General features: G+C 74.1%; 16 protein-coding genes and 1 riboswitch. Of the genes, 3 read left to right on the forward strand and 13 right to left on the reverse strand.

The features are described 5' to 3' along the window. Window positions 1–304 precede the first annotated feature (304 nt). From cobM to ACYVOO_RS10900, 13 genes are all read right to left on the reverse strand, one after another. Window positions 305–1144, reverse strand: a complete 840-nt coding sequence (gene cobM / locus ACYVOO_RS10840) for a precorrin-4 C(11)-methyltransferase (RefSeq protein ID WP_461015453.1) — start codon at window positions 1142–1144, stop codon at window positions 305–307. Between the two features lie 26 nt (window positions 1145–1170). Then, window positions 1171–1968: a precorrin-2 C(20)-methyltransferase gene (gene cobI, locus ACYVOO_RS10845; protein WP_461015440.1), complete on the reverse strand. Its 798-nt coding sequence runs from the start codon at window positions 1966–1968 to the stop codon at window positions 1171–1173. Then, window positions 1965–2696, reverse strand: a complete 732-nt coding sequence (locus ACYVOO_RS10850; RefSeq protein WP_461015441.1) for a VOC family protein — start codon at window positions 2694–2696, stop codon at window positions 1965–1967. The genes cobI and ACYVOO_RS10850 overlap by 4 nt, the downstream gene beginning before the upstream one ends. A gap of 169 nt (window positions 2697–2865) precedes the next feature. Next, complete coding sequence (locus ACYVOO_RS10855; protein WP_461015442.1) at window positions 2866–3036, reverse strand: hypothetical protein; 171 nt, start codon at window positions 3034–3036, stop codon at window positions 2866–2868. After that, on the reverse strand, window positions 3036–4427 hold the full coding sequence (locus tag ACYVOO_RS10860; protein ID WP_461015454.1) for a cobyrinate a,c-diamide synthase: 1392 nt from the start codon (window positions 4425–4427) through the stop codon (window positions 3036–3038). Before ACYVOO_RS10860 ends, ACYVOO_RS10855 begins: the two co-directional genes overlap by 1 nt. A gap of 58 nt (window positions 4428–4485) precedes the next feature. Continuing rightward, the gene (gene cobO / locus ACYVOO_RS10865) at window positions 4486–5085 is read right to left on the reverse strand and encodes a cob(I)yrinic acid a,c-diamide adenosyltransferase (protein ID WP_461015443.1); all 600 of its coding nucleotides are present in this window, start codon (window positions 5083–5085) and stop codon (window positions 4486–4488) included. Then, entirely contained in the window at window positions 5085–7223 is a 2139-nt protein-coding gene (locus ACYVOO_RS10870) for a putative cobaltochelatase (protein ID WP_461015444.1), read from the reverse strand. Before ACYVOO_RS10870 ends, cobO begins: the two co-directional genes overlap by 1 nt. Before the next feature lie 73 nt (window positions 7224–7296). Next, window positions 7297–10986 carry a cobaltochelatase subunit CobN gene (gene cobN, locus ACYVOO_RS10875; protein WP_461015445.1) on the reverse strand — a complete coding sequence of 1230 codons (3690 nt, stop codon included), beginning with the start codon at window positions 10984–10986 and terminating at the stop codon, window positions 7297–7299. Next, window positions 10983–12593, reverse strand: coding sequence for a cobyric acid synthase (locus ACYVOO_RS10880; protein WP_461015446.1), 1611 nt, complete (start codon window positions 12591–12593; stop codon window positions 10983–10985). The genes cobN and ACYVOO_RS10880 overlap by 4 nt, the downstream gene beginning before the upstream one ends. After that, complete coding sequence (locus ACYVOO_RS10885; protein ID WP_461015447.1) at window positions 12590–13612, reverse strand: cobalamin biosynthesis protein; 1023 nt, start codon at window positions 13610–13612, stop codon at window positions 12590–12592. Before ACYVOO_RS10885 ends, ACYVOO_RS10880 begins: the two co-directional genes overlap by 4 nt. Window positions 13613–13756: 144 nt before the next feature. Next, window positions 13757–13978, reverse strand: a riboswitch (cobalamin riboswitch). A 109-nt stretch (window positions 13979–14087) separates the two neighbouring features. Then, window positions 14088–14303, reverse strand: a complete 216-nt coding sequence (locus ACYVOO_RS10890) for a hypothetical protein (protein ID WP_453349045.1) — start codon at window positions 14301–14303, stop codon at window positions 14088–14090. A 49-nt stretch (window positions 14304–14352) separates the two neighbouring features. Next, window positions 14353–15777, reverse strand: coding sequence for an inorganic phosphate transporter (locus ACYVOO_RS10895; RefSeq protein ID WP_461015448.1), 1425 nt, complete (start codon window positions 15775–15777; stop codon window positions 14353–14355). Window positions 15778–15995: 218 nt separating this feature from the next. After that, window positions 15996–16802, reverse strand: a complete 807-nt coding sequence (locus ACYVOO_RS10900; RefSeq protein WP_461015449.1) for a lysozyme — start codon at window positions 16800–16802, stop codon at window positions 15996–15998. A 186-nt stretch (window positions 16803–16988) separates the two neighbouring features. Between ACYVOO_RS10900 and ACYVOO_RS10905 the strand changes: the two genes are divergently transcribed. The 3 genes from ACYVOO_RS10905 to ACYVOO_RS10915 all read left to right on the forward strand — a co-directional run bounded on the left by ACYVOO_RS10905 (window position 16989) and on the right by ACYVOO_RS10915 (window position 20586). Continuing rightward, complete coding sequence (locus ACYVOO_RS10905) at window positions 16989–17684, forward strand: class II aldolase/adducin family protein (RefSeq protein WP_461015450.1); 696 nt, start codon at window positions 16989–16991, stop codon at window positions 17682–17684. 121 nt (window positions 17685–17805) lie between these two features. Beyond that, window positions 17806–18960 (forward strand): alpha/beta hydrolase, encoded by a 1155-nt coding sequence (locus tag ACYVOO_RS10910; protein WP_461015451.1) that lies wholly within the window; start codon window positions 17806–17808, stop codon window positions 18958–18960. Window positions 18961–19185: 225 nt separating this feature from the next. After that, window positions 19186–20586 carry a hypothetical protein gene (locus ACYVOO_RS10915; protein ID WP_461015452.1) on the forward strand — a complete coding sequence of 467 codons (1401 nt, stop codon included), beginning with the start codon at window positions 19186–19188 and terminating at the stop codon, window positions 20584–20586. Window positions 20587–20663 lie beyond the last annotated feature (77 nt).

The raw sequence follows: 20663 nt of genomic DNA on the forward strand, positions 1-20663 counted from the left end.
GCGGTGCGGTCGTGGCTGCTGGTTCTGGGGCCGGATGTGGTACGGGCTGCGGTGCGGTCGTGGCTGCTGGTTCTGGGGCCGGGCGTGGTACGGGCTGCGGTGCGGTCGTGGCCGCTGGTTCTGGGGCCGGATGTGGCACAGGCTGTGGCACGAGCATGGCTGCCGCCTCTGGGCCCTGACGTGGCGCCCGCCCGTCGGAGCGTCCCCGCGCGGGCAGGGCGCGCCGGGGAGCGGTGCGGCGCGGCGCCGTCGCTCCCGTCGTGCCGGGGCCCCGTCCCGGGCCCGCCGCGTGCGCGGACACGGATCAGTCCCGCCCGGCCTTCCGCGCGGCACGCAGCTCGCGGCGTGCCTCGGGGTCCGCGCGGCGGAAACCGTGGAAGTGGCCCGGGTGGTACAGGTGCGAGCGGGTGCCGGAGGCCGAGAGCGCGGGGCCGACGAGGAAGAGCGTGTGCTTCCAGAGCTTGTGCTCCTTGACCGTCTCCTCCAGCGTGCCGACGGTGCAGCGCAGCACCAGCTCCTCCGGCCACGTCGCCTGGTAGGCGATCACGACGGGCGTGTCCGTCGGATAGCCGCCCTCCAGCAGCTCGGACACCAACTGCCCCGAGCGGGCCGCGGACAGGAAGAGGGCCATCGTCGTGCCATGCCGCGCGAACTCGCGCACCTCCTCGCCGGGCGGCATCGGCGTCTTGCCGCCGCCCAGGCGCGTCAGGATCACGGACTGCGCGACCTCGGGGATCGTCAGCTCGCGGCCCGCCAGCGCGGCAACGGCGGAGAAGGCGGAGACGCCGGGGATGATCTCGACGTCGATGCCCAGCGCGTGGCAGCGGTCGACCTGTTCCTGCGTGCCGCCCCACAGCGCCGGGTCCCCGGAGTGGATACGGGCCACGCGCAGGCCCTCGCGCAGCGCGCGCTCGTAGACGGCGATGACGTCCTCCAGGGACATCGTCGCGGAGTCGAGGATCTCGGCGTCATCGCGCGCGTGGGTGAGGACTTCCTCCTGGACGAGGCTCGCCGCCCAGATGACGATGTCGGCCCGCGCGATGGCGTCGCCCGCGCGGTAGGTGAGCAGATCGGCCGCACCGGGCCCGGCGCCCACGATGGTCACCTTGGCGCGGGAGCCGTCCGCTTCGTCGGCCGCCCGTATCGCCGTTGTCGTCGGCTTCGCCTCGGTCACAGCTTGCCTCCTCGGGATTCCCGGCGCGCGGGAGAGATGAGAGTGGAGAGATACGGCAGTGCGGCTGACCCGCCCTCGCCGTGCGCGAGTTCGGACTCCAGCTCGGCGGCCGGGCGGATCGATTCACCGGGCAGGCCCAGGGCCGAGCCCCACACCGCGCCCTCCGTGCGGCCCGTGTCGCGCAGCGCGCCCGCCACCTCGGCGGCCTGCCGCCCGAACTTGTACGCCACCACCGTGCCGGGCCCCTCCAGCGCCTCCTTCAGCACCGCGGAACCCGCCGTCACCGGGACGAGCGTCAGCGGCTCCGTCCCCTCCGTGAGCACCGCGCCGCTGCGTGCCGCGAGGTCCTGCATCGCGGTGACGCCGGGCACCGTCTCGACGGCCAGACCCGGCACCAGCTCGCCGACGGTCTGCGCGAGGTAGGTGAACGTGGAGTAGACGTTGGGGTCGCCGATCGTCGCGAAGGCGACGCTCCCGTGCGCGCGCAGCAGTTCGGCGACGCGCGTGCCCGCCGCGTCCCAGGCCGCCTCGCGGCGGGCGCGGTCGCTGCGCTCGTTCAGCGCGAAGACGACGCGCACGATCTTGTCCGCCTCGACGTAGTGCAGCACCGTCGCCTCGGCCCTGCCCGTGCCGCCGTCCTCCATGACGGGGACGACGACGGCGTCCGCGGCGCGCAGCGCGTTCACGCCCTTGACGGTGACGAGTTCGGGGTCGCCGGGGCCGACGCCCACGCCGACCAGCAGCGGTTGCGCCTCCCCGCTACCAGCGGAAACGGATTCAGGTACGGACGTCATGCGGTCGCTCCTTCGGCTGTGCCTCTGCCGAAGGTCACGGGCCCGTGGTGGCCCTCCAGCACGGCGGTGAGTCCGGGCACGGGCCCGGTTCGTACATCGGGTCCGGCCCCTGCCCCTGCCCCGTCCCCCGACACGTCGAGCGCGGCCAGCGCGGCCAGCGCGGCGCGCACGGCGGCGGGTTCGGGGTGGGTGGCCGTGAACGAGACCAGCGGCAGCACGGGCAGGTCCCGCGCCGACGGGTGGGTGGTGGTGCCCCAGTCGAGCAGGAACGGGACGAGCCCGTCGGCGCCGTGCGGTCGCGTCCTCGGCAGGGTGAGCCGCCAGGACAGCACGTCGCCGTCGGGCGTGCGCCGCGACATGGCCACGGGCTCGCCCGGCTCGTACCCGCGCTCGCGCGCCTCCGCCACCGTCGCGTCGATGTCCGTGGTCCGCACGGCCCAGTGGACGAGCCGCGGCCCGTCCAGCGCGTCGATGCCGAACCAGCGCGGCCCGTCGGGCTCCGGCTGCTCGCGGTCGGGGCCGACGATCTCGAAGTACCGGCCCTCGCCCAGGCCCAGCAGCACGTTCCGGGTGCCCATGCCGGGGTGGCTGCCCCCGGCCGCAGGGCGCACCCCGGTCAGCTCGGCGACCTCCTCGACCGTCCGCTCCAGATCGGGCGTCGCGTAGACGAGATGATCCAGCACCGGCACACCGCGCGCCGGCACCGGATCCGGCATCCGCTCCGGCATCAGCAGCTCCTCACGAATCGGTGGGCGAGTTCTGGTGTGGCGGCCCGGTGGAGGTGCGGGGAGGAGGCGTGCACGCTGCCCTGCGTGAAGCCTTTGGCGTGGTGTCGGGTGGGCGCTGTGCCGGTTGCGGTGGCGGCCTGGTGGTGGCCGGGTGTCGGTTGCTCCGGCATCAGCAGCTCCTCACGAATCGGTGGGCGAGTTCTGGTGTGGCGGCCCAGTGGACGTGCAGGTAGGAGGCGTGCACGCCGCCCTGCGTGAAGCCTTTGGCGTGGTGTCGGGTGGGCGCTGTGCCGGTTGCGGTGGCGGCCTGGTGGTGGCCGGGTGTCGGTTGCTCCGGCATCAGCAGCTCCTCACGAATCGGTGGGCGAGTTCTGGCGTGGCGGCCCAGTGGACGTGCAGGTAGGAGGCGTGCACGCTGCCCTGCGTGAAGCCTTCGGCGCGGCGCGTCGGAGCCGTCAGGCCCCAGGCGGGGGCTGTGCCGGTGCCGGGCTCCAGCGCGGTGCGGTGGAACTCGTGCCCGGCGACGCGGAGTCCGGCCGGGGCGAGCGCGCTGTCGGCCACGGCGACGGCCTGGCGGTAGCCGAGCGTCAGCCGCTCCGTCATCCGCGCGCTCGCGTCCAGCACCCCGCACATCGGCGCGCCGTCCAGCTCCCGCGCCAGATACAGCAGTCCGGCGCACTCGGCCGCGACGGGCGTGCCCGAGGCGGCGAGCGAGGCGACCTCCTTGCGCAGCGGCTCGTTCGCCGACAGCTCCGGCGCGTACACCTCGGGGAAGCCGCCGCCGATGACGAGGCCGCGGGTGCCCTCGGGCAGCGCCTCGTCGCGCAGCGGGTCGAAGGTGACGACCTCGGCGCCCGCCGCACGCAGCAGTTCGGCGTGTTCGGCGTACGAGAAGGTGAACGCGGCACCGCCCGCGACGGCCACCACGGGCCGGTCACCGGCACCGGTCGCGGCGGCCCCGGCACCGGTCGCGGCGGCCGAACCGTCACCCGCCCCGTGCCCCGACCCCGCCGGGTCCCACGGCGCGCAGTCCAGCGGTGGCGCGCTCCGCGCCAGCGCCAGCAGCGCGTCGAGATCGACCCCCTCGCGCACCCGTTCCGCGAGCGCGGCCACCGCCTCGACGGCCTCGTCGGCGCGCTCGGCCACCGGCACGAGCCCCAGGTGACGGCTCGGCGTCCGCACGGCACCGACGCGCCTCAGCACACCCAGCACCGGCACGCCCGAAGCGTCCAGCGCCTCGCGCAGCAGCTCCTCGTGGCGGTTGGAGGCGACCTTGTTCAGGATGACGCCCGCGACCCGCACCTCCGGGTCCCACGAGGCGAAGCCGTGCACCAGCGCCGCCACCGAGCGGGACTGCGACGAGGCGTCCACGACCAGCACGACCGGAGCCCGCAGCAGCTTCGCCACCTGCGCCGTCGAGGCGAGTTCGCCCTCGCCGCCCGCACCGTCGTACAGGCCCATCACGCCCTCGACCACCGCCAGCTCAGCGCCCGCCGCGCCGTGCGCGAACAGCGGCCCGATCAGCTCGGTACCGCTCAGGTACGCGTCGAGGTTGCGGCCAGGGCGGCCCGTCGCCAGCGCGTGGTAGCCGGGGTCGATGTAGTCGGGGCCGACCTTGTGCGGGGACACGGCGAGACCGCGCCCGGCGAACGCCGCCATCAGGCCCGTCGCCACCGTGGTCTTGCCGCTCCCGGAGGACGGCGCGGCGACGACGAGCCGGGGGATGGACACGGTCACGCCGCGCCCACCCCCGTGCGCGCGCCGCGCGAGTGCGACGCGGTGGCCACGTTCACCATTCGATGCCCCGCTGGCCCTTCTGCCCCGCGTCCATCGGGTGCTTGACCTTCGACATGTCCGTGACCAGATCGGCCGCGTCCACCAGCGCCTGCGGCGCGTTGCGGCCCGTGATGACCACGTGCTGGTTGCCGGGGCGCTCGCGCAGCGCCGCGACCACCTCGTCGGTGTCCACCCAGCCCCAGTGCATGGGGTACGCGAACTCGTCGAGCACGTACATGCGGTACGTCTCGGCCGCCAGGTCCCGCTTGACCTGCTCCCAGCCCTCGCGCGCCGCGTCCTCGCTGCTCATCTCGCCGTCGCGCTGGATCCACGACCAGCCCTCGCCCATCTTGTGCCAGGCGACGGTGCCGCCCTCGCCGCTCGCGCCCAGCACGCGCAGTGCCCGCTCCTCGCCGACCTTCCACTTCGCGGACTTCACGAACTGGAAGACCCCGATCGGCCAGCCCTGATTCCAGGCCCGCAGCGCCAGCCCGAAGGCCGCCGTCGACTTGCCCTTGCCGATGCCCGTGTGCACGGCGATCAGCGGCCTGTTGCGGCGCTGACGTGTCGTCAGCCCGTCGTCCGGTACGACGCTCGGCTGTCCCTTCGGCATTACGCGGCCCTCCGTGTGCCCGTGTTCGCGCCCGTGTTCGTGCCCGTGCCCCGCACCGCGCGGACGAGGTCGGTCACCGCGTCCGCGCGCAGCTCGTCCAGCGTGACGGCCGGGCCGCCCAGCTCCCGCGCCAGCGCGCCCGCGAGGCCAAGACGCACCGGTCCCGACTCGCAGTCCACGACCACCGAGGCCGTGCCCTCTCCGGCCAGCAGCCGCGCCGCCCGGTGCGCGCGTGCCACCGGCTCCGGGCCGCCCGTCGCCCTGCCGTCCGTGACCGTGACCAGCAGCGGACGCCGCGACGGATCGCGCATCCGCTCGATGCGCAGCACCTCGTGCGCCCGCAGCAGCCCGGCCGCGAGCGGCGTGCGCCCGCCCGTCGGCAGCGACTCAAGACGCGCTGCGGCCGTGTCCACCGACGAGGTGGGCGGCAGGGCCAGTTCGGCCTCGCTCCGACGGAACGAGATCAGCCCGACCTTGTCCCGCCGCTGATAGGCGTCCAGCAGCAGCGACAGCACCGCGCCCTTCACCGCGCTCATCCGCTGCCGCGCCGCCATCGACCCCGAAGCGTCCACCACGAACAGCACGAGGTTGCCCTCGCGCCCCTCGCGCACCGCCTCGCGCAGATCGTCGCGGCGCACGACGAGCCCTCGCCCGCTGCGCCCCCTCGCCCGCTGGTGCGGCGCCGCCGCGTGCATCGTCGCTGACAGGTGCAGCTTGCCGAGCGCGCCGTTCGGACGCCGCGCCCCCATGGTGCGGCCGTGCGGCGTGCGGGCCCGCGAGCGGCGGCCCTGCGCGCCCTCGCCGAGTCCCGGCACCGAGAGGGTGCGCGCCTTGAACGGCTCGGACGCCGGCGCCGGTGCCTTCTCCTTGGCGTGGCCGCCCTCGGTGTCCTGCGCCTCCTCGTCGCGGGGGTCCTCGTCGGGACGCGCGTCCGAGCGGGACGGCTGCGGCTCGGGACTCTCCTGGTCCGGCTGGTCCTGACCCGGCTCCGGTTCCGGTTCCTGGTCCCGCTGCTCGGGCACGTCGGCGCCCGAGGAGTCACCGGGCGGGTCCTGGGGCGGCTCGCCCTCGGGAGGCTGCCCGCCGGGACCGCCGTCCGGACCGTCCGGGTCCGGGTCGTCGTCCTCGCCGCTGTGCTGGCGCAGTGTCTCGTCGAGCTTGTCCTCGTCCAGGTCGGGCGAGTCGAACGGGTTGCGGCGCTTGCGGTGCGGCAGCGCCAGCAGCGCCGCCTGCCGCACGTCCTCGGCCATCACGTCCGTGCGCCCCGCCCACGCGGCCAGCGCCGTCGCGGTGCGCGACATGACGATGTCGGCGCGCATCCCGTCGACCTCGAACGCCGCGCACGTCGCCGCGATCTGGCGCAGCGCCGCGTCCCCGAGCCGCACCTTCGGCAGCAGCGCGCGGGCCGCGACGATCCGCTCGCGCAGCGCCCGCTCCTCGTCGGCCCAGCGCGCGGCGAACTCCTCGGGCGCGTCGTCGTAGGCGAGCCGCCGCCGCACGACCTCCACGCGCTCGTCGGTCTCCCGCGATGCCGCGACCTCCACGGTCAGCCCGAAGCGGTCCAGGAGCTGCGGGCGCAGCTCGCCCTCCTCCGGATTCATCGTGCCGACGAGGAGGAACTTGGAGGCGTGCCGCACGGACACGCCCTCCCGCTCGATGTGGTTGACGCCCATGGCGGCGGCGTCCAGGAGCGAGTCGATGAGGAAGTCCTGGAGGAGGTTGACCTCGTCGACGTAGAGGATGCCCCGGTGTGCCTTGGCGAGCAGCCCCGGCTCGAACGCCTTGACCCCCTCGGCCAGCGCCCGCTCGATGTCCAGCGATCCGACGAGCCGGTCCTCGGAGGCGCCGACGGGCAGCTCCACCAGCTCACCCGCGCGCACGGCGCCGGTGCCCGGCTCGTGCGGCCCGTCGGGGCACCGGGGGTCGGGCGTCGCCGGGTCGCAGGAGAAGCGGCAGCCGGGCACCACGTCGAGCCGGGGCAGCAGCGCGGCCAGCGACCGTACGGCCGTCGACTTGGCCGTGCCCTTCTCGCCGCGCACGAGGACGCCGCCGATCGAGGGCGAGACGGCGTTCAGCAGCAGGCCGAGCTGGAGGTCCTTCATCCCCACGATCGCGGTGAACGGGAAAGGGGCACTCATGCGGCTGTTCCTCCTTCGGGTGAACGGAAGGCGTGCGGGGCACGCGGGGAGGGTGCGGAGGATGCGGGGGCGCTCATTCGCCGTCCCCTTCCAGGTCGCCTTCCAGCTCCAGGTACGTCTCGCGCAGCCGCTCCAGCGTCCGCTGGTCCGGCTCCTCCCACAGGCCGCGCTCGGCGGCCTCCAGCAGCCGCTCGCTGATGCCGCGCAGCGCCCAGGGGTTGGACTTCTTCATGAAGTCGCGGTTGGTCTCGTCGAAGACGTACTCACTCGCGAGCTTCTCGTACATCCAGTCGTCCACGACGCCCGCCGTCGCGTCGTACCCGAAGAGGTAGTCCACCGTGGCCGCCATCTCGAAGGCGCCCTTGTAGCCGTGCCGCCTCATCGCCGTCATCCACCGCGGGTTGACGACCCTGGCGCGGAAGACGCGGTGCGTCTCCTCGCCCAGGGTGCGGGTTTTGACCTGGTCCGGGACGGCCGAGTCGCCGATGTACGCCTCGGGCGAGTCGCCCGTCAGATGGCGGACCATGGCGACCATGCCGCCGTGGTACTGGAAGTAGTCGTCGGCGTCGTGGATGTCGTGCTCTCTCGTGTCCACGTTTTTCGCCGCCACCTGGATGCGCCGGAACGCCGCCTCCATGTCGCCCCGCGCCGCGCGCCCGTCCAGTCCGCGCCCGTACGCGTAGCCGCCCCACACCGCGTAGACCTCGGCGAGGTCCGCGTCCGAGCGCCAGTTGCGCGCGTCGATCAGGGGCAGCAGGCCCGCGCCGTACGCGCCCGGCTTGGAACCGAAGATGCGGGCCGTCGCGCGCCGCCGGTCGCCGTGCTCGGCGGTGTCCTCGTCGGCGTGCGCCCGTACGTAGTTGTCCTCGGGGCTCTCGTCCAGCTCGGCCACCGCGCGCACCGCGTCGTCCACGAGCCCCACCACGTGCGGGAACGCGTCACGGAAGAAGCCCGAGATGCGCATCGTCACATCGATGCGGGGCCGCCCCAGTTCCGCAAGCGGCATCACCTCGAAGCCCGTCACGCGCCGCGACGCGTCGTCCCACACCGGGCGGCAGCCCAGCAGGGCGAGGATCTCCGCGATGTCGTCGCCCTGCGTACGCATGCAGGCCGTGCCCCACACGGTGAGGCCGACGGACTTCGGGTAGCTGCCGTTGTCGTCCAGGTGCCGCTTCACCAGCGACTCGGCCAGCGCCGAGCCCACGTCCCAGGACAGCCTGGAGGGGATGGCCTTGGGGTCGACGGAGTAGAAGTTGCGGCCCGTCGGCAGCACGTTGACCAGGCCGCGCGTCGGCGAGCCCGAGGGCCCTGCGGGGACGTAGCCGCCCTCCAGCGCGTGCAGCACGTTGCCGATCTCGTCGGTCGTGCGCTCCAGCCGGGGCACCAGCTCCTCGGCCGCGAACTCCAGCACCCGCACCGCGTCCCCGAGTTCCACGCCCAGCACCGAGGCCACCACAGGACCCGCCGCCTCGGTCTCCCAGCCGCGGGCCTCCATCGCCTCGGCGAGGTCGCGCGCCAGCCGCTCCAGCAGATCGACGGCGTCCGAGGCCGTACGGGCCGGGCCGTCGGCCAGCGCCGTCAGCGACTCCGGCACCTCGATCCTCGCGCCCGGCTCGGCCAGCAGCTCGGACTCCGTCAGCCCGAAGTGCTCGGCGAGCGCGGCCCGCAGGCCCGGCAGGGCCCCGCCGACGCCGCCCCACACCTGCGCGGAGCGCAGCACGGCCAGCGCCAGGTTGACGCGGGGCTCGCCCTCTGGCCCGCCGCCCAGGATGTGCAGCCCGTCGCGGATCTGCACGTCCTTGATCTCGCACAGCCAGCCGTCGATGTGCATGACGAAGTCGTCGAACTCGTCCTCGCCAGGCTGCTCGTCCACGTGCAGGTCGTGGTGCAGCTCCGCTGCCCGCACCAGCGTCCAGATCTGGCTGCGCACGGCCGGCGCCTTGTCCGGGTCCAAGTCGGAGACGAGCGCGTACTCGTCGAGGAGCTGCTCCAGCTTGGCCAGATCGCCGTAGGAGTCGGCGCGGGCCATCGGCGGCACCAGGTGGTCCACGACGGTCGCGTGGCCGCGCCGCTTGGCCTGGGTGCCCTCGCCCGGGTCGTTGACGATGAAGGGGTAGATCAGCGGCAGGTCGCCCAGCACCGCGTCGGGCGCGCAGGAGGCCGACATGCCCAGGCCCTTGCCCGGCAGCCACTCCATGGTGCCGTGCTTGCCCATGTGCACCACGGCGTCGGCGCCGAAGGTGTGCTCCATCCACCGGTAGGCGGCCATGTAGTGGTGCGAGGGTGCCATGTCCGGGTCGTGGTAGATCGCGATCGGGTTCTCGCCGAAGCCGCGCGGCGGCTGGATCATCACCACGACGTTCCCGAACTGGAGCGAGGCGAGCACGATGTCCTCGCCGTCCACGTACAGCTCGCCTGGCGGCTCGCCCCACGCCTCGGTCATGCTGTCGCGCAGCTCCGGGTCCAGCGAGGCGAACCACTGCCGGTAGTCCGCCAGCGGGACGCGCGCGGGCGCCGCCGCCAACTGCTCCTCGGTCAGCCACTCCACGTCGTGGCCGCCCGCGGCGATGAGGCGGTGGATCAGCTCGTCGCCGTTGTCGGGGTAGCCGGAGACGCCGTAACCGGCCTCGCGCAGCGCGTCGAGCACCTTCACGGCGGAGGCGGGCGTGTCAAGACCGACGGCGTTGCCGACGCGCGAGTGCTTCGTCGGGTACGCGGTGAAGACGAGGGCGATCCTCTTCTCGGCGTTCGGCTTGTGCCGCAGCGCCGCGTGCCGTGCCGCGATGCCCGCGACGCGCGCGGCACGCTCCGGGTCGGCTGTGTAGACCGGCACCCCGTCGGGCCCGTCCTCCTTGAAGGAGAAGGGGACGCTGATGATCCGCCCGTCGAACTCGGGGATCGCGACCTGCATGGCCGCGTCCATCGGCGAGAGCGCCGCGTCCGACTCGGACCACGCCTTGCGTGAACTGGTCAGGCACATGCCCTGGATCAGCGGCACGTCCAGCTCGGCCAGCGCGCCGATGTCCCACGCCTCGTCGTCGCCCCCGGCGGACGCGTCGCTGGCCCGGGTGCCACCGGAGGCGAGCACGGTGGCGACGATCGCGTCGGTCTGGCCGAGCAGGTCGTAGAGCCCCTGCTCTGCGCCGCGCAGCGAACCGCAGTAGACGGGCAGCGCGTTGACGCCGCGCGCCTCGATGGCGTCGCACAGCGTCTCGACGAAGGCGGTGTTGCCCGACATCTCGTGCGCCCGGTAGAAGAGCACGCCCACCGTCGGACGCCCCGGCTCCGGCACGTACGAGCCGTGCACCCCGTACTGCGGCATCGCGGCGGGCGGTTCAAAGCCCTCGCCGCTCATCAGCACCGTGTCGGAGAGGAACCGCGCGAGCTGCGTCAGGTTCTCCGGGCCGCCCTCGACCAGGTACTTCAGCGCCTCCGCGACGAGCCCGGCCGGGACGCTGGACTCGGCCATCAGCTCCGCGTCCGGCACGGACTCGCCGCCCAGCAGCACGGTCGGCACCCCGGACGCCTTCAGCGCCGCGAGCCCGTCCTCCCAGGCCCGCTTCCCGCCGAGCAGCCGTACGACCGCGACGTCGGCGCCCTCCAGCAGCCCCGGCAGGTCCTCGGCCGCGTCCACCCGGGTGGGGTTGGCGATCCGGTACCCGGCGTCCGAGGCGCGGGCGGCGAGCAGGTCCGTGTCGGAGGTGGACAGCAGCAGGACGGTGCCCGGGCCGTCCTGTGTGTTCTTGGCGTCCGCAGTGCTCATGCGCGTACTCCCGCGTCTCCAGCGTCGGGCGCTCCCGGGGCGATGAACGGCAGGCCCTTGGGCGGGCCCGACTCGATCAGCCGCAGCAGCGCGTCCGTATCGGCGTGTTCCTCGATCAGATCGCCCAGGCGATCCAACTGCTCCTCGCGCAGCGCGGCGAAGCTCGTGTCCGGTGCGGGGACGAAGCCGTCGCGGCCCGCCTCCTCCGCGACCCGGCGCAGCAGCGCACGCCGGAAACCGTCGCTCTCCAGCGATCCGTGCCAGTGCGTCCCCCTGACGGCGCCCACCCGGCACCCGTCCAGGCTGTTGCCCAGGGGATCGGAGAAGAATGCGTCCCCGCCCAGCACCTCGGCCACACCGTGGTGGATCTCGTATCCCTCGACGTGCTCGCCCAGCGCCGTGCCGCCCGGCCGCGCGAGGGTCTTCTCCGCCGCGAACCGCACCCGCAGGGGCAGCAGCCCGAGCCCGTCGACGGTTCCGGCCCGCGACTCGACCTCGTCCTCGATGCGCTCGCCCAGCAACTGGTAGCCGCCGCAGATGCCCAGCACGGGACGCCCTTCGGCGGCGCGCCGCACCAGCGCTTGCGCCAGCCCGCGCTCCCGCAGCCACTCCAGCGCGCGCACGGTGCCGCGGGTGCCGGGCACGACGACGAGATCGGCGTCGGCCAGCTCCTCCGGCCTGTCGGTGAAGCGGACGACGACGCCTGGTTCGGCGGCCAGCGCGTCCACGTCGGTGAAGTTCGACATCAGCGGTACGGGGAGCACCGCGACCCGCAGCACGTCGGTGCCGTGCGGGGGCGCGACGGTGGACTCGCGCACGGTGCCGCGCAGCGACACGCGCAGCCCGTCCTCCTCGTCGATGCCCAGACCGTGCCGGAAGGGCAGCACCCCGAAGGACCGGCGCCCCGTGATGCGGCGCAGCATGTCGAGCCCTGGCTCCAGCAGGGACACGTCGCCGCGGAACTTGTTGACGAGGTAGCCCGCGAGGAGTTCCTGGTCCTCGGGGGCCAGCAGCGCCGTCGTGCCGAAGAAGGACGCGAAGACGCCGCCCCGGTCGATGTCGCCGACGACCACGACGGGCAGCCGTCCGGCACGGGCGAGGCCCATGTTGACGATGTCGCTGCGCCGCAGGTTGATCTCGGCGGGGCTGCCCGCGCCCTCGCAGATGACGGCGTCGTGGGTGCGGCGCAGCTCGTCGAGGCAGTCGGTGACCGTGGCCAGCAGCTTCTCCTGGCGGCCCTCGTGGTAGCCGCGTGCGCTGAGTTCGCCCACGGGCCTGCCCAGCAGCACGACCTGGCTGGTGCGGTCGCCGCCCGGCTTCAGCAGTACGGGGTTCATCAGCGCGCTGGGTTCCACCATGGCCGCCGCCGCCTGCATGGCCTGGGCGCGGCCGATCTCGGCGCCCTCGCGGGTGACGAAGGAGTTCAGCGACATGTTCTGGGCCTTGAACGGGGCGACCTTCACGCCCTTGCGGGCCAGCCAGCGGCAGATGCCCGCGGTGACGACGCTCTTGCCCGCGTCGGAGGTCGTGCCCGCGACGAGCAGGCCGCCGCCCGGAGCGCCGGTGCCGGTGCTGGTGCCGGTTCTGCCGGCCGTGCCGTTGTTCACGAGGTCCCCTTCCGTCGCCCGCGCACGCGGGAGTACTGGGAATACGCAGCCCCGGCGGCGAGCCGCCCCGCCGCGGTCACCGCGAGCGCGAGCACGCCGACGCGACGCGACAGGTGCGCCGCGCGCGCGATGTCACCGGTCTCCACGGCACGCCCGGGCGAGTTGAGCACGGGCCTGTGCTCGGTGCGCCCGCCGTAGGAGAGCGTCCCGCCCAGCCGTACGCCCAGCGCACCGGCGAACGCGGCCTCCACGGGACCCGCGTTGGGGCTCGGGTGGCGGTGCGCGTCCGTACGCCAGGCGCGCAGCGCGCCGCGCGGGTCCGGGCCCGCGAGCGCTGCGAGGACGGCGGTGAGCCGGGCACCGGGCCAGCCCGCGACGTCGTCGAGCCGCGCCGAAGCCCAGCCGAAGCGCAAATGGCGGGGGGAGCGGTGGCCGACCATCGCGTCGAGCGTGTTGACGGCGCGGAAGCCCGCCATCCCGGGCACCCCGGCCAGCGCGCCCCACACGAGGGCGCCCACGACCGCGTCCGACGTGTTCTCGGCGACGGACTCGACCACGGCGCGCGCGATCCCGTCGGCGTCCAGCGCCTGGGGGTCGCGTCCGCACAGATGGGGCAGCCGCCGCCGCGCCGCCGCCAGCTCGCCCGCCTCCAGCGCGGCGCCGACGGCGCGTGCCTCGCGGACCAGCCCGGCGCCGCCGAGCACGGTCCAGGTGACGCCCGCGGTGAGGGCGACGCTCGCGGGACCGTGGCCGACGGCCACGGTGCCGGTGCTGTTCGTACGGTGGTCCGCCGCACGCGCGGCGCGCGACAGCGCCGTCGCAGCGGCGACGGCGCCCGCGACGCACAGGGCCGTGTAGGCGGCGCCGCTGTCGCGCCGGTCGCGCCACAGGCGGCGCTCGGCCGCACCGGCGGCGCGCCCGAAGGCGGCCACGGGGTGGCCGCGCCGGGGGTCACCGAGCAGCAGATCGCCGAGGAATCCGAGGGCTGCGCCACAGGCGTGGGCGCGTGGGGCCCGCATCCGTCAGCGCGCCGTCATGCCTCGTAGGGCCGGTGCCGTGGTGGGCACCGGGCGTGCCGTGCCCACGTCAGGGCGTGCGGCCAGGAGTTCGTTGGCGGTGAAGCCGGGCATGGCGGTGTCCTCACTCAGGGTCCTCGCCCTGGCTCGACGTGACCGGCGGTGAGAGTCTCCTGGCTCCCGGATCGGCGCTCAGGGGGTGTCGTACGGACCCCCTCCCCGGCCTTCCAGCCCGCATGTGCGCGTGGGCCGTGACCTTCTGGTTGGGGAGCGCTCCCCGGTGACAGTGGCGGGACCGCGCCGGATTCGCACCGGCTTCCTCTCCTGCCGCCGTTGGGCAACGGGAAGTCCACCACGGTTCACGAGAGGGCGTCAACTCGCCCTGACCTGCGACGGGAGAGTGTGAGGAGACACACGGGCGCACACGGACGAGGGGTACGAGCAACCGCTCGTACCCCTCGTGAGAACGCCGTCGTCGCTAGGCGGCGATGAGGTAGATGCCGAACGCCACGGCCGCCGCGCACAGCGCGAAGCAGGCGTAGGCACCGGTGCGGGCGAGCGCCGGGGCGCCGGTGCCGTCCGCCTTGCGGGCCGAGGAGCCGACGATGCCGAGCGTGAACACGCCCACCAGGCCGACCGTCGCCACGAGGCTGACGCCGAAGACCTGGCCGAGAGCGGCCCAGTCGATGTTCATAGCGGTCTTCCTTCTGACTTCCTGGACGGGGGGTGGGGTGCCGGGGCCTCTAGGAGGGGACGCCGGACCGGGGACGTGCCGCGGTGCCCGCGCGCGGGCGGGGCTCCGGAAGCGTGGGCTCCGCCCCTGCGAACGGCACATGCCCGGGCCGGGGCTCGGAGGCGGTCCCGTCGCTCTCATCGGACGAGGTCCCGTCGGCCGTGTCAGCGCCCAGGGCCGCTGCCGCCGCCTCGGAGGTGACGGGCGTGCCGGGGGCCGGAGGCGGTGCGACGGAGCGCATGGCCGCGGTGACGACACCGGCGGGCTCGTCCGCGTCGCCGAGAACACCGGGAACACCGGTGCCGTCGGCCGGTGCGGGGGCCGCGCCGTCGTGGACGTCGTTCACGTTGGTGTGGTCCACCGGCTGGCGCCGAGAGAGCGCCCAGATGGTGAGGCAGATCGCCAGCGCGAGGACCGCGACCGTGGCCACGCCCCAGTCGCCCTGGTCGGCCAGCAGGGCCGAACCCGCGGCGACGAGACCGGCAGCGGGGAGGGTCAGCGCCCAGCCCGTGACCATCCGGCCCGCCGTCGACCAGCGCACGACGCCGCCCTTGCGGCCGAGCCCGGAGCCCATGACGGCGCCGGAGCAGACGTGGGTGGTGGAGAGGGAGAAGCCGATGTGCGAGGAGGCCAGGATGGTGGCCGCAGCGCTGGTCTGGGCCGCGAAGCCCTGCGGGGGCTGGATGTCGGTGATGCCCTTGCCCATGGTGCGGATGATCCGCCAGCCGCCGAGGTACGTACCGGCCGCTATGGCGATGCCGGCTGCGGCGATGACCCACACCGGTGGGTCGGCGCTCGGCGCGAGGGCGCCGCCGGTGATCAGCGCGAGCGTGATCACACCCATGGTCTTCTGCGCGTCGTTGGTGCCGTGCGCGAGGGAGACGAGCGCTGCCGAGGTGATCTGGCCCGCGCGGTAGCCCTTGGCGGTCTGGCCTTCGTCGGCGTGCCGGGCGAGCCGGTACGTCAGCCGCGTCGCGACGAGGGCTGCGATGCCCGCGACGAGCGGCGCCGCGAGTGCCGGGATGAGGACCTTCATCACGACGACGTCGGCGTTGACGGCCCCGAGGCCGACGGAGGCGACGGTGGCGCCGATGAGGCCGCCCATCAGGGCGTGGGAGGAGCTGGAGGGGAGGCCCGCCAGCCAGGTCAGCAGGTTCCAGATGATGGCGCCGACGAGACCCGCGAAGATCACTTCGGGCCGGATACCGGAGCCTTCGTCAATGATTCCCGACGAGATGGTCTTGGCCACCTCGACCGAGAGGAACGCGCCGACGAGGTTGAGGGCCGCCGACATCGCCACCGCGGTCTTGGGCTTGAGGGCCCCCGTGGAAATGGTGGTGGCCATGGCGTTGGCCGTGTCGTGGAAGCCGTTCGTAAAGTCGAACACCAAGGCCGTGACGATCACGATCCCGATGAGAAGCGTGATGTGTTCCATTCACCCAGGCCACAATCAGTTCGAAGGTTAATGACTCGGTGAACGTAAGAAGCACGGGTGAACGGAAGGTGAACTGCGGCAGGCGTCGGAGTGTCACTACCTGACGCCTGTTGTGAGCGGCGCTTCCGGGGCGCTTGCGCGCGCCCTCCCGTGTGTTCTGTGATCACCGCCGGGGCCCCGGTGGCCCCTTGGGGAAACGTGGGGGGAAGGGGCGCGGGTCAGCCGCGCGCGTAGCGTCTGAGCTGGGCCATCGAACCGTTGAAGAGATTCTGGTCACCCGGCAGCTTGCCCTTGTTCGCGTACTGCCAGATGGTACGCGTACCCCATCCGGCAGGGAGCGGCCCCGCGCTCCTGCTCCAGTCCGCCAGCCACAGCGGATGCCGGGCCGCGAACGCGCGGCTGTTGCCCGTGCAGCTCTTCCACCAGCGGGTGGAGGTGTAGATGGCCGGATAGCGGCCCGTGCGCCGCCGTGTCTCTTCGCTGAACGCGCGGATCCACGCGCGCATCCGCGCCTTGCTCAGGCCGTGGCACCTGCTCCCGTACGCCGCCTCCAGGTCCACGGCGGGGGGCAGCGTCCAGCCGTCGCGCTTCCACGTGCCGCCGTTGGCCGTGAAATAGGCCGCCTGGCGCGTGCCCGAGGACTTGTCGGCGCGTGCGAAGTGGTACGTGCCGTGCAGGATCCCCGCCTTGCGCGCGTCGCGGAACTGCCGCGCGAAGTAGGGGTTCTTGTAGTGGGTGCCCTCGGTGGCCTTGACGTATACGAACCGCGCGCCGTTCGCCTTCGCGCGCACCCAGTTCACTGCGCCCTGGTGGGAGGAGACGTCGTGGCCCTTGGGCTTGGCCGAGGCTCCGGCGGGCCCCGGTGCGGCGAGCGCGCCGCCCGCGAGCGCGAGGGCGACGGCGGCCACGGCCAGCGACCGCGCCGTCCCGGCGGCGCGGGGGCCCTGCGGGAGCGGGTGGGGGAGGGAGAAGGGGAGGGGGAGGGGGAGCGGGGACCGTCGCGGAAGGCGGCGGGATGGGGCCATTTCTCTCCTCTGGTGCGGAAGCGAACCGAAGTGCACCGAAGCGGGTGCGGAAGGCGCCCGAGATTAGGGGATGTGGTGGAGAAGATAGGCGTTCTCCGGCCAAAGCCATGAAGTATCCCCGTACCCCATACGTGTGATGAGGCGTTCAGTGGTCCGCGCTACAGTGCCCGGCCGGAGGTGCGGCATATGCAGAACGCCTGGCAGAAGCTGGTGGAAACGGCCCGTCGGACGGTCGAGGACGGCCTTGTCGTGGGCACGTCGGGCAATGTCTCGGTGCGTGTCGGCGACACGGTGCTGGTGACCCCGACAGGGGTCCCCTACGACCGTCTCGGGGCCGACGAGCTGTGCGCCGTCGACCTGGAGGGACGGGTCACGGCCGGGGACATGCGGCCCACGAGCGAGCTGCCGATGCACCTCGCCGTCTACCGGCACACGGAAGCGCGGGCCGTCGTGCACACCCACGCCGTGCACGCCACCGCCGTCTCCACGCTCGTCGACGAGCTGCCAGCGATCCACTACATGACGGCGGCCCTCGGCGGCCCGGTGCGCGTCGCCCCGTACGCCACCTACGGCAGCGACGAACTGGCCGCGCACATGGTGGAGGCGCTGAAGGACCGCAGCGGCTGCCTGCTCCAGAACCACGGCACGGTCGTGTACGGCGACGGCCTGGAGCAGGCGTACGACCGCACCGCGCAGTTGGAGTGGATGTGCCGCGTCTGGCTCACGGCCTCCTCCCTGCCGGGGCGCGAGCCCAGCCTGATCCCCCGGGGCGAGCTGGACCGCGTGGCGCGCAAGCTCAGCGGCTACGGGCAGCGGCGCGCCGAGGACGCCGCCGGCACCGCGGATGCCGCTGACGCCGCGGGCGAGGAGCCCACGGCCTGACGCGCGCGGCTCGCGTGGCTCGCCCGGTCCGCACGGCCCGGGGGCCCGCCGGACGGCGCCCGGTCACCCGGCCGACGCGGCCCACTGGCCCCCGGCCGCCGTTCGCACGACACTGGGCGGAATGCGCCTGCGTACGTCAGCGGCCCTCGCCGCCACCTCCGCACTGGGTGCCGGTGCCGCCGCCATGGCGGCGGGCCGGTACGCGGCGGGGGCTGCCCTCCGGCCGGCCCGGCCCAAGGCGGGCAGGGCCGCGCTGCCAGCGGGGTTCGAGCGCCCGGCGCTCACCGTGCACTCCAGCGGCCCCGACCACGTCGCGCTGACCCGCTCGCTGGCCGCCCGGCTGCCCGGCACCTACGGGCTCGCCGGGCGCGGCAGCCACGCCGTCGTCGGCCCCGTGCTGGAGGCGGAGTCCACGGACTCCGGCGCCGACACGGTGGTACGGCGCCTGGAGCGGATCCAGAGCGGCAGCCTGAACCCCGGCGACCGCGTCTGGCTCACCCCCCAGCTCCACACGGGCAACCCGCGCGACGCGCTCGGCCTGCACTGCGCCGATGTGGAGGTCCCCGGCGAACTCGGCATGCTGCCCGCCTGGTTCGTGCCCGGCGAGCGCGACACCTGGGTCATCGCCGTGCACGGCCTCGGCGCGACCCGCGAGCAGCCGCTGAACGTGGTCCCCGCGCTGGCACGGATGCGCCTGCCGGTGCTCGTCCTCGCCTACCGGGGCGATCCGGGCGCGCCCAGCCCGTCCGACGGTTTCGGACACCTCGGCGACGCCGAATGGCGCGATCTCGACGCCGCGATCCGCTACGCCGTCCGCCACGGCGCCCGCCGCGTCATCCTCCACGGCTGGTCGACGGGCGCCTCCATGGCGCTGCACGCCGCCGCGAACTCCGCGCTGCGCGACCGCGTCAGCGGGCTGGTGCTGGACTCGCCCGTACTGGACTGGCAGGTCACCCTCCGCGCCCTCGCCTCGGCGCGGCGCACCCCGCGCCCGCTGCTGCCCCTGGCCGTACGGGCGGCCCAGGGCCGCACCGGGCTCACCACGGACCGGCTCTCCTCCGTCGCCGACCCGTCCCTGCTGAGGGTGCCCGCGCTGCTGGTGCACGGGCCCGACGACACCATCGCGCCCTGGTCCCGCTCCCAGGACTTCGCGGCGGCCCGCGACGACCTCGTCACCCTCCACACGGTCGGCCACGCCCCCCACGCGGCCATGTGGAACGCGTCCCCCCGCCCCTACGAAGAGGCCCTGCGCCGCTTCCTCGTCCCCCTCATGTAGACACCCCCTTCTCCTCCCTACCTGCCACGACGCCGGGCCGCCACGAGGGTGCGGGCACCCGGCGGCACGGCGGTCTCCCGTGCCGGGGCACCGCACACCGGGCCCGGAAACGGGCACCCCGCCTCCCGGAAACGGGCCCTTCGCGGGGCCCGCCACGAGGGGCCGGGGACCCCGATTCCGGTCCCGTGTTTGGGTTTTGCCGTCACACCATGAAGACTGCTCCTTGTGACGTCGTCCCGTACTCCGCGTGACAACCGGCTCCGCCTCGTCCCCAGACGGCCGGTCGCCGCCGCCCGCCGCACCGTGACGGCCCGGCGACCACGGCCCGCGCCCCGGCCGCCCGAGGGCGTGCTGCCGCGCGACCAGCTGGCCCGCCAGGCACGCGCGGCGCTCGCCGACGCCGTGGCCGTCGCCCGCTGGGTCGAACGGGACGGCTCCCTCCCGGAATCCACCCCGGACGCCGAGCGCGCCGGAAGCGAGCTGCGGATGCCCACCCGGCACGTGCGCACGCACTGGGACCGCGCCAGGCTCGCCGGGCTCATCGAGCTGCACGGCGACGTCGCCCGCGCGGGCTGGCGGCTGCGCGCCTGGGACCGCGACGACGGCGCCGTGCTGCGCGGCTGGGTCGCCCTCTTCGACGCCTGGTCCCTCGCCTATCCCGCGCCCACACCCGCCGGCCCCTCCCTGGTGGCGGAAGTCGTGGAGGCCGCGCCTCAGTTGTTGTCGGTCATGCACCTGACCGCCGGACCACTCACCTTCCCCTCGCTGCACGACCTCCTCGTCCAGCGCATCGCGGAACTCCGCGCCGAACGCGAGGCCCCTGGCACCGGCGCCGAGCACGGCGCCGACCCGGGCGCCGCCGAGCTGCCCGCGCTGCCCGGCCTGCTCGACTGGGCGCTCGATGGCCTCGCCGCCGTCGGCGCGCTGACCCGCTGCCCCGACGAGGAGACCGGCGTACGGCAGGGCTCCGCCGTGCTCACCCCCCTGGGCAACTGGGCCGTATGGACCAAGCTGGAGCAGATCTGCGTCGCCGCGCAGAGCCCGGCGGGCAACATCGAGCAGTCGGCCGAGGACATGCTCCGCGGCTGCGCCCGCCTCACGCCTGGCCCGGCCCGCGACGAGTACCGCGCCTGGCTGGCCGCCCGCCCCACAGGACCCGCCGTCGCCGAACTGCTGGAGGCGGCACGCGGCGACGACGCCCTGATCCGCGGCCTGGCCTTCGAGGCCCTGCGCGTCGTCGGCGCCCCGGCCGAGGGCGAGGTCCGCCTGGCCTCCGCCGAGCCCACCCTGCGCCCGTACGCCCTGCTCTGGCTCGCCGAGCTGGAGGGCGTCGACCCCGAGGACCTCGCGGGCGGCGCTGAGGGCGTCCTCACCAGGGAAGAGGCGACCTGGCTCTGGGTGGACACCGCGGCGGCCGTCACGGACCACGGCGAACAGCGGCTCCTCGTCGACCACTTGGAGACGGCCGTCCAGGGCACCGTCCCCAAGCTCCTCGAAGAGGTACGCGCCACGGGGCACCCCCGCACGGTCCAGATCCTCGTCGCCCTCGCCGCGGCGCACCCCGACCCAGCGCTGGCCAAGGCCGTCCGCCGCGCCGCGTTCCAGGTCCACACGGGCGAGGGCTAGTCTTCTGAGTCGGGAATTCTATTCATATTGGTAGGGTTGCTGTGTGTCACGTACGGGACGGCCGAAGGCCGAGTTGA

The sequence above is a fragment of the Streptomyces daliensis genome (assembly GCF_054782395.1).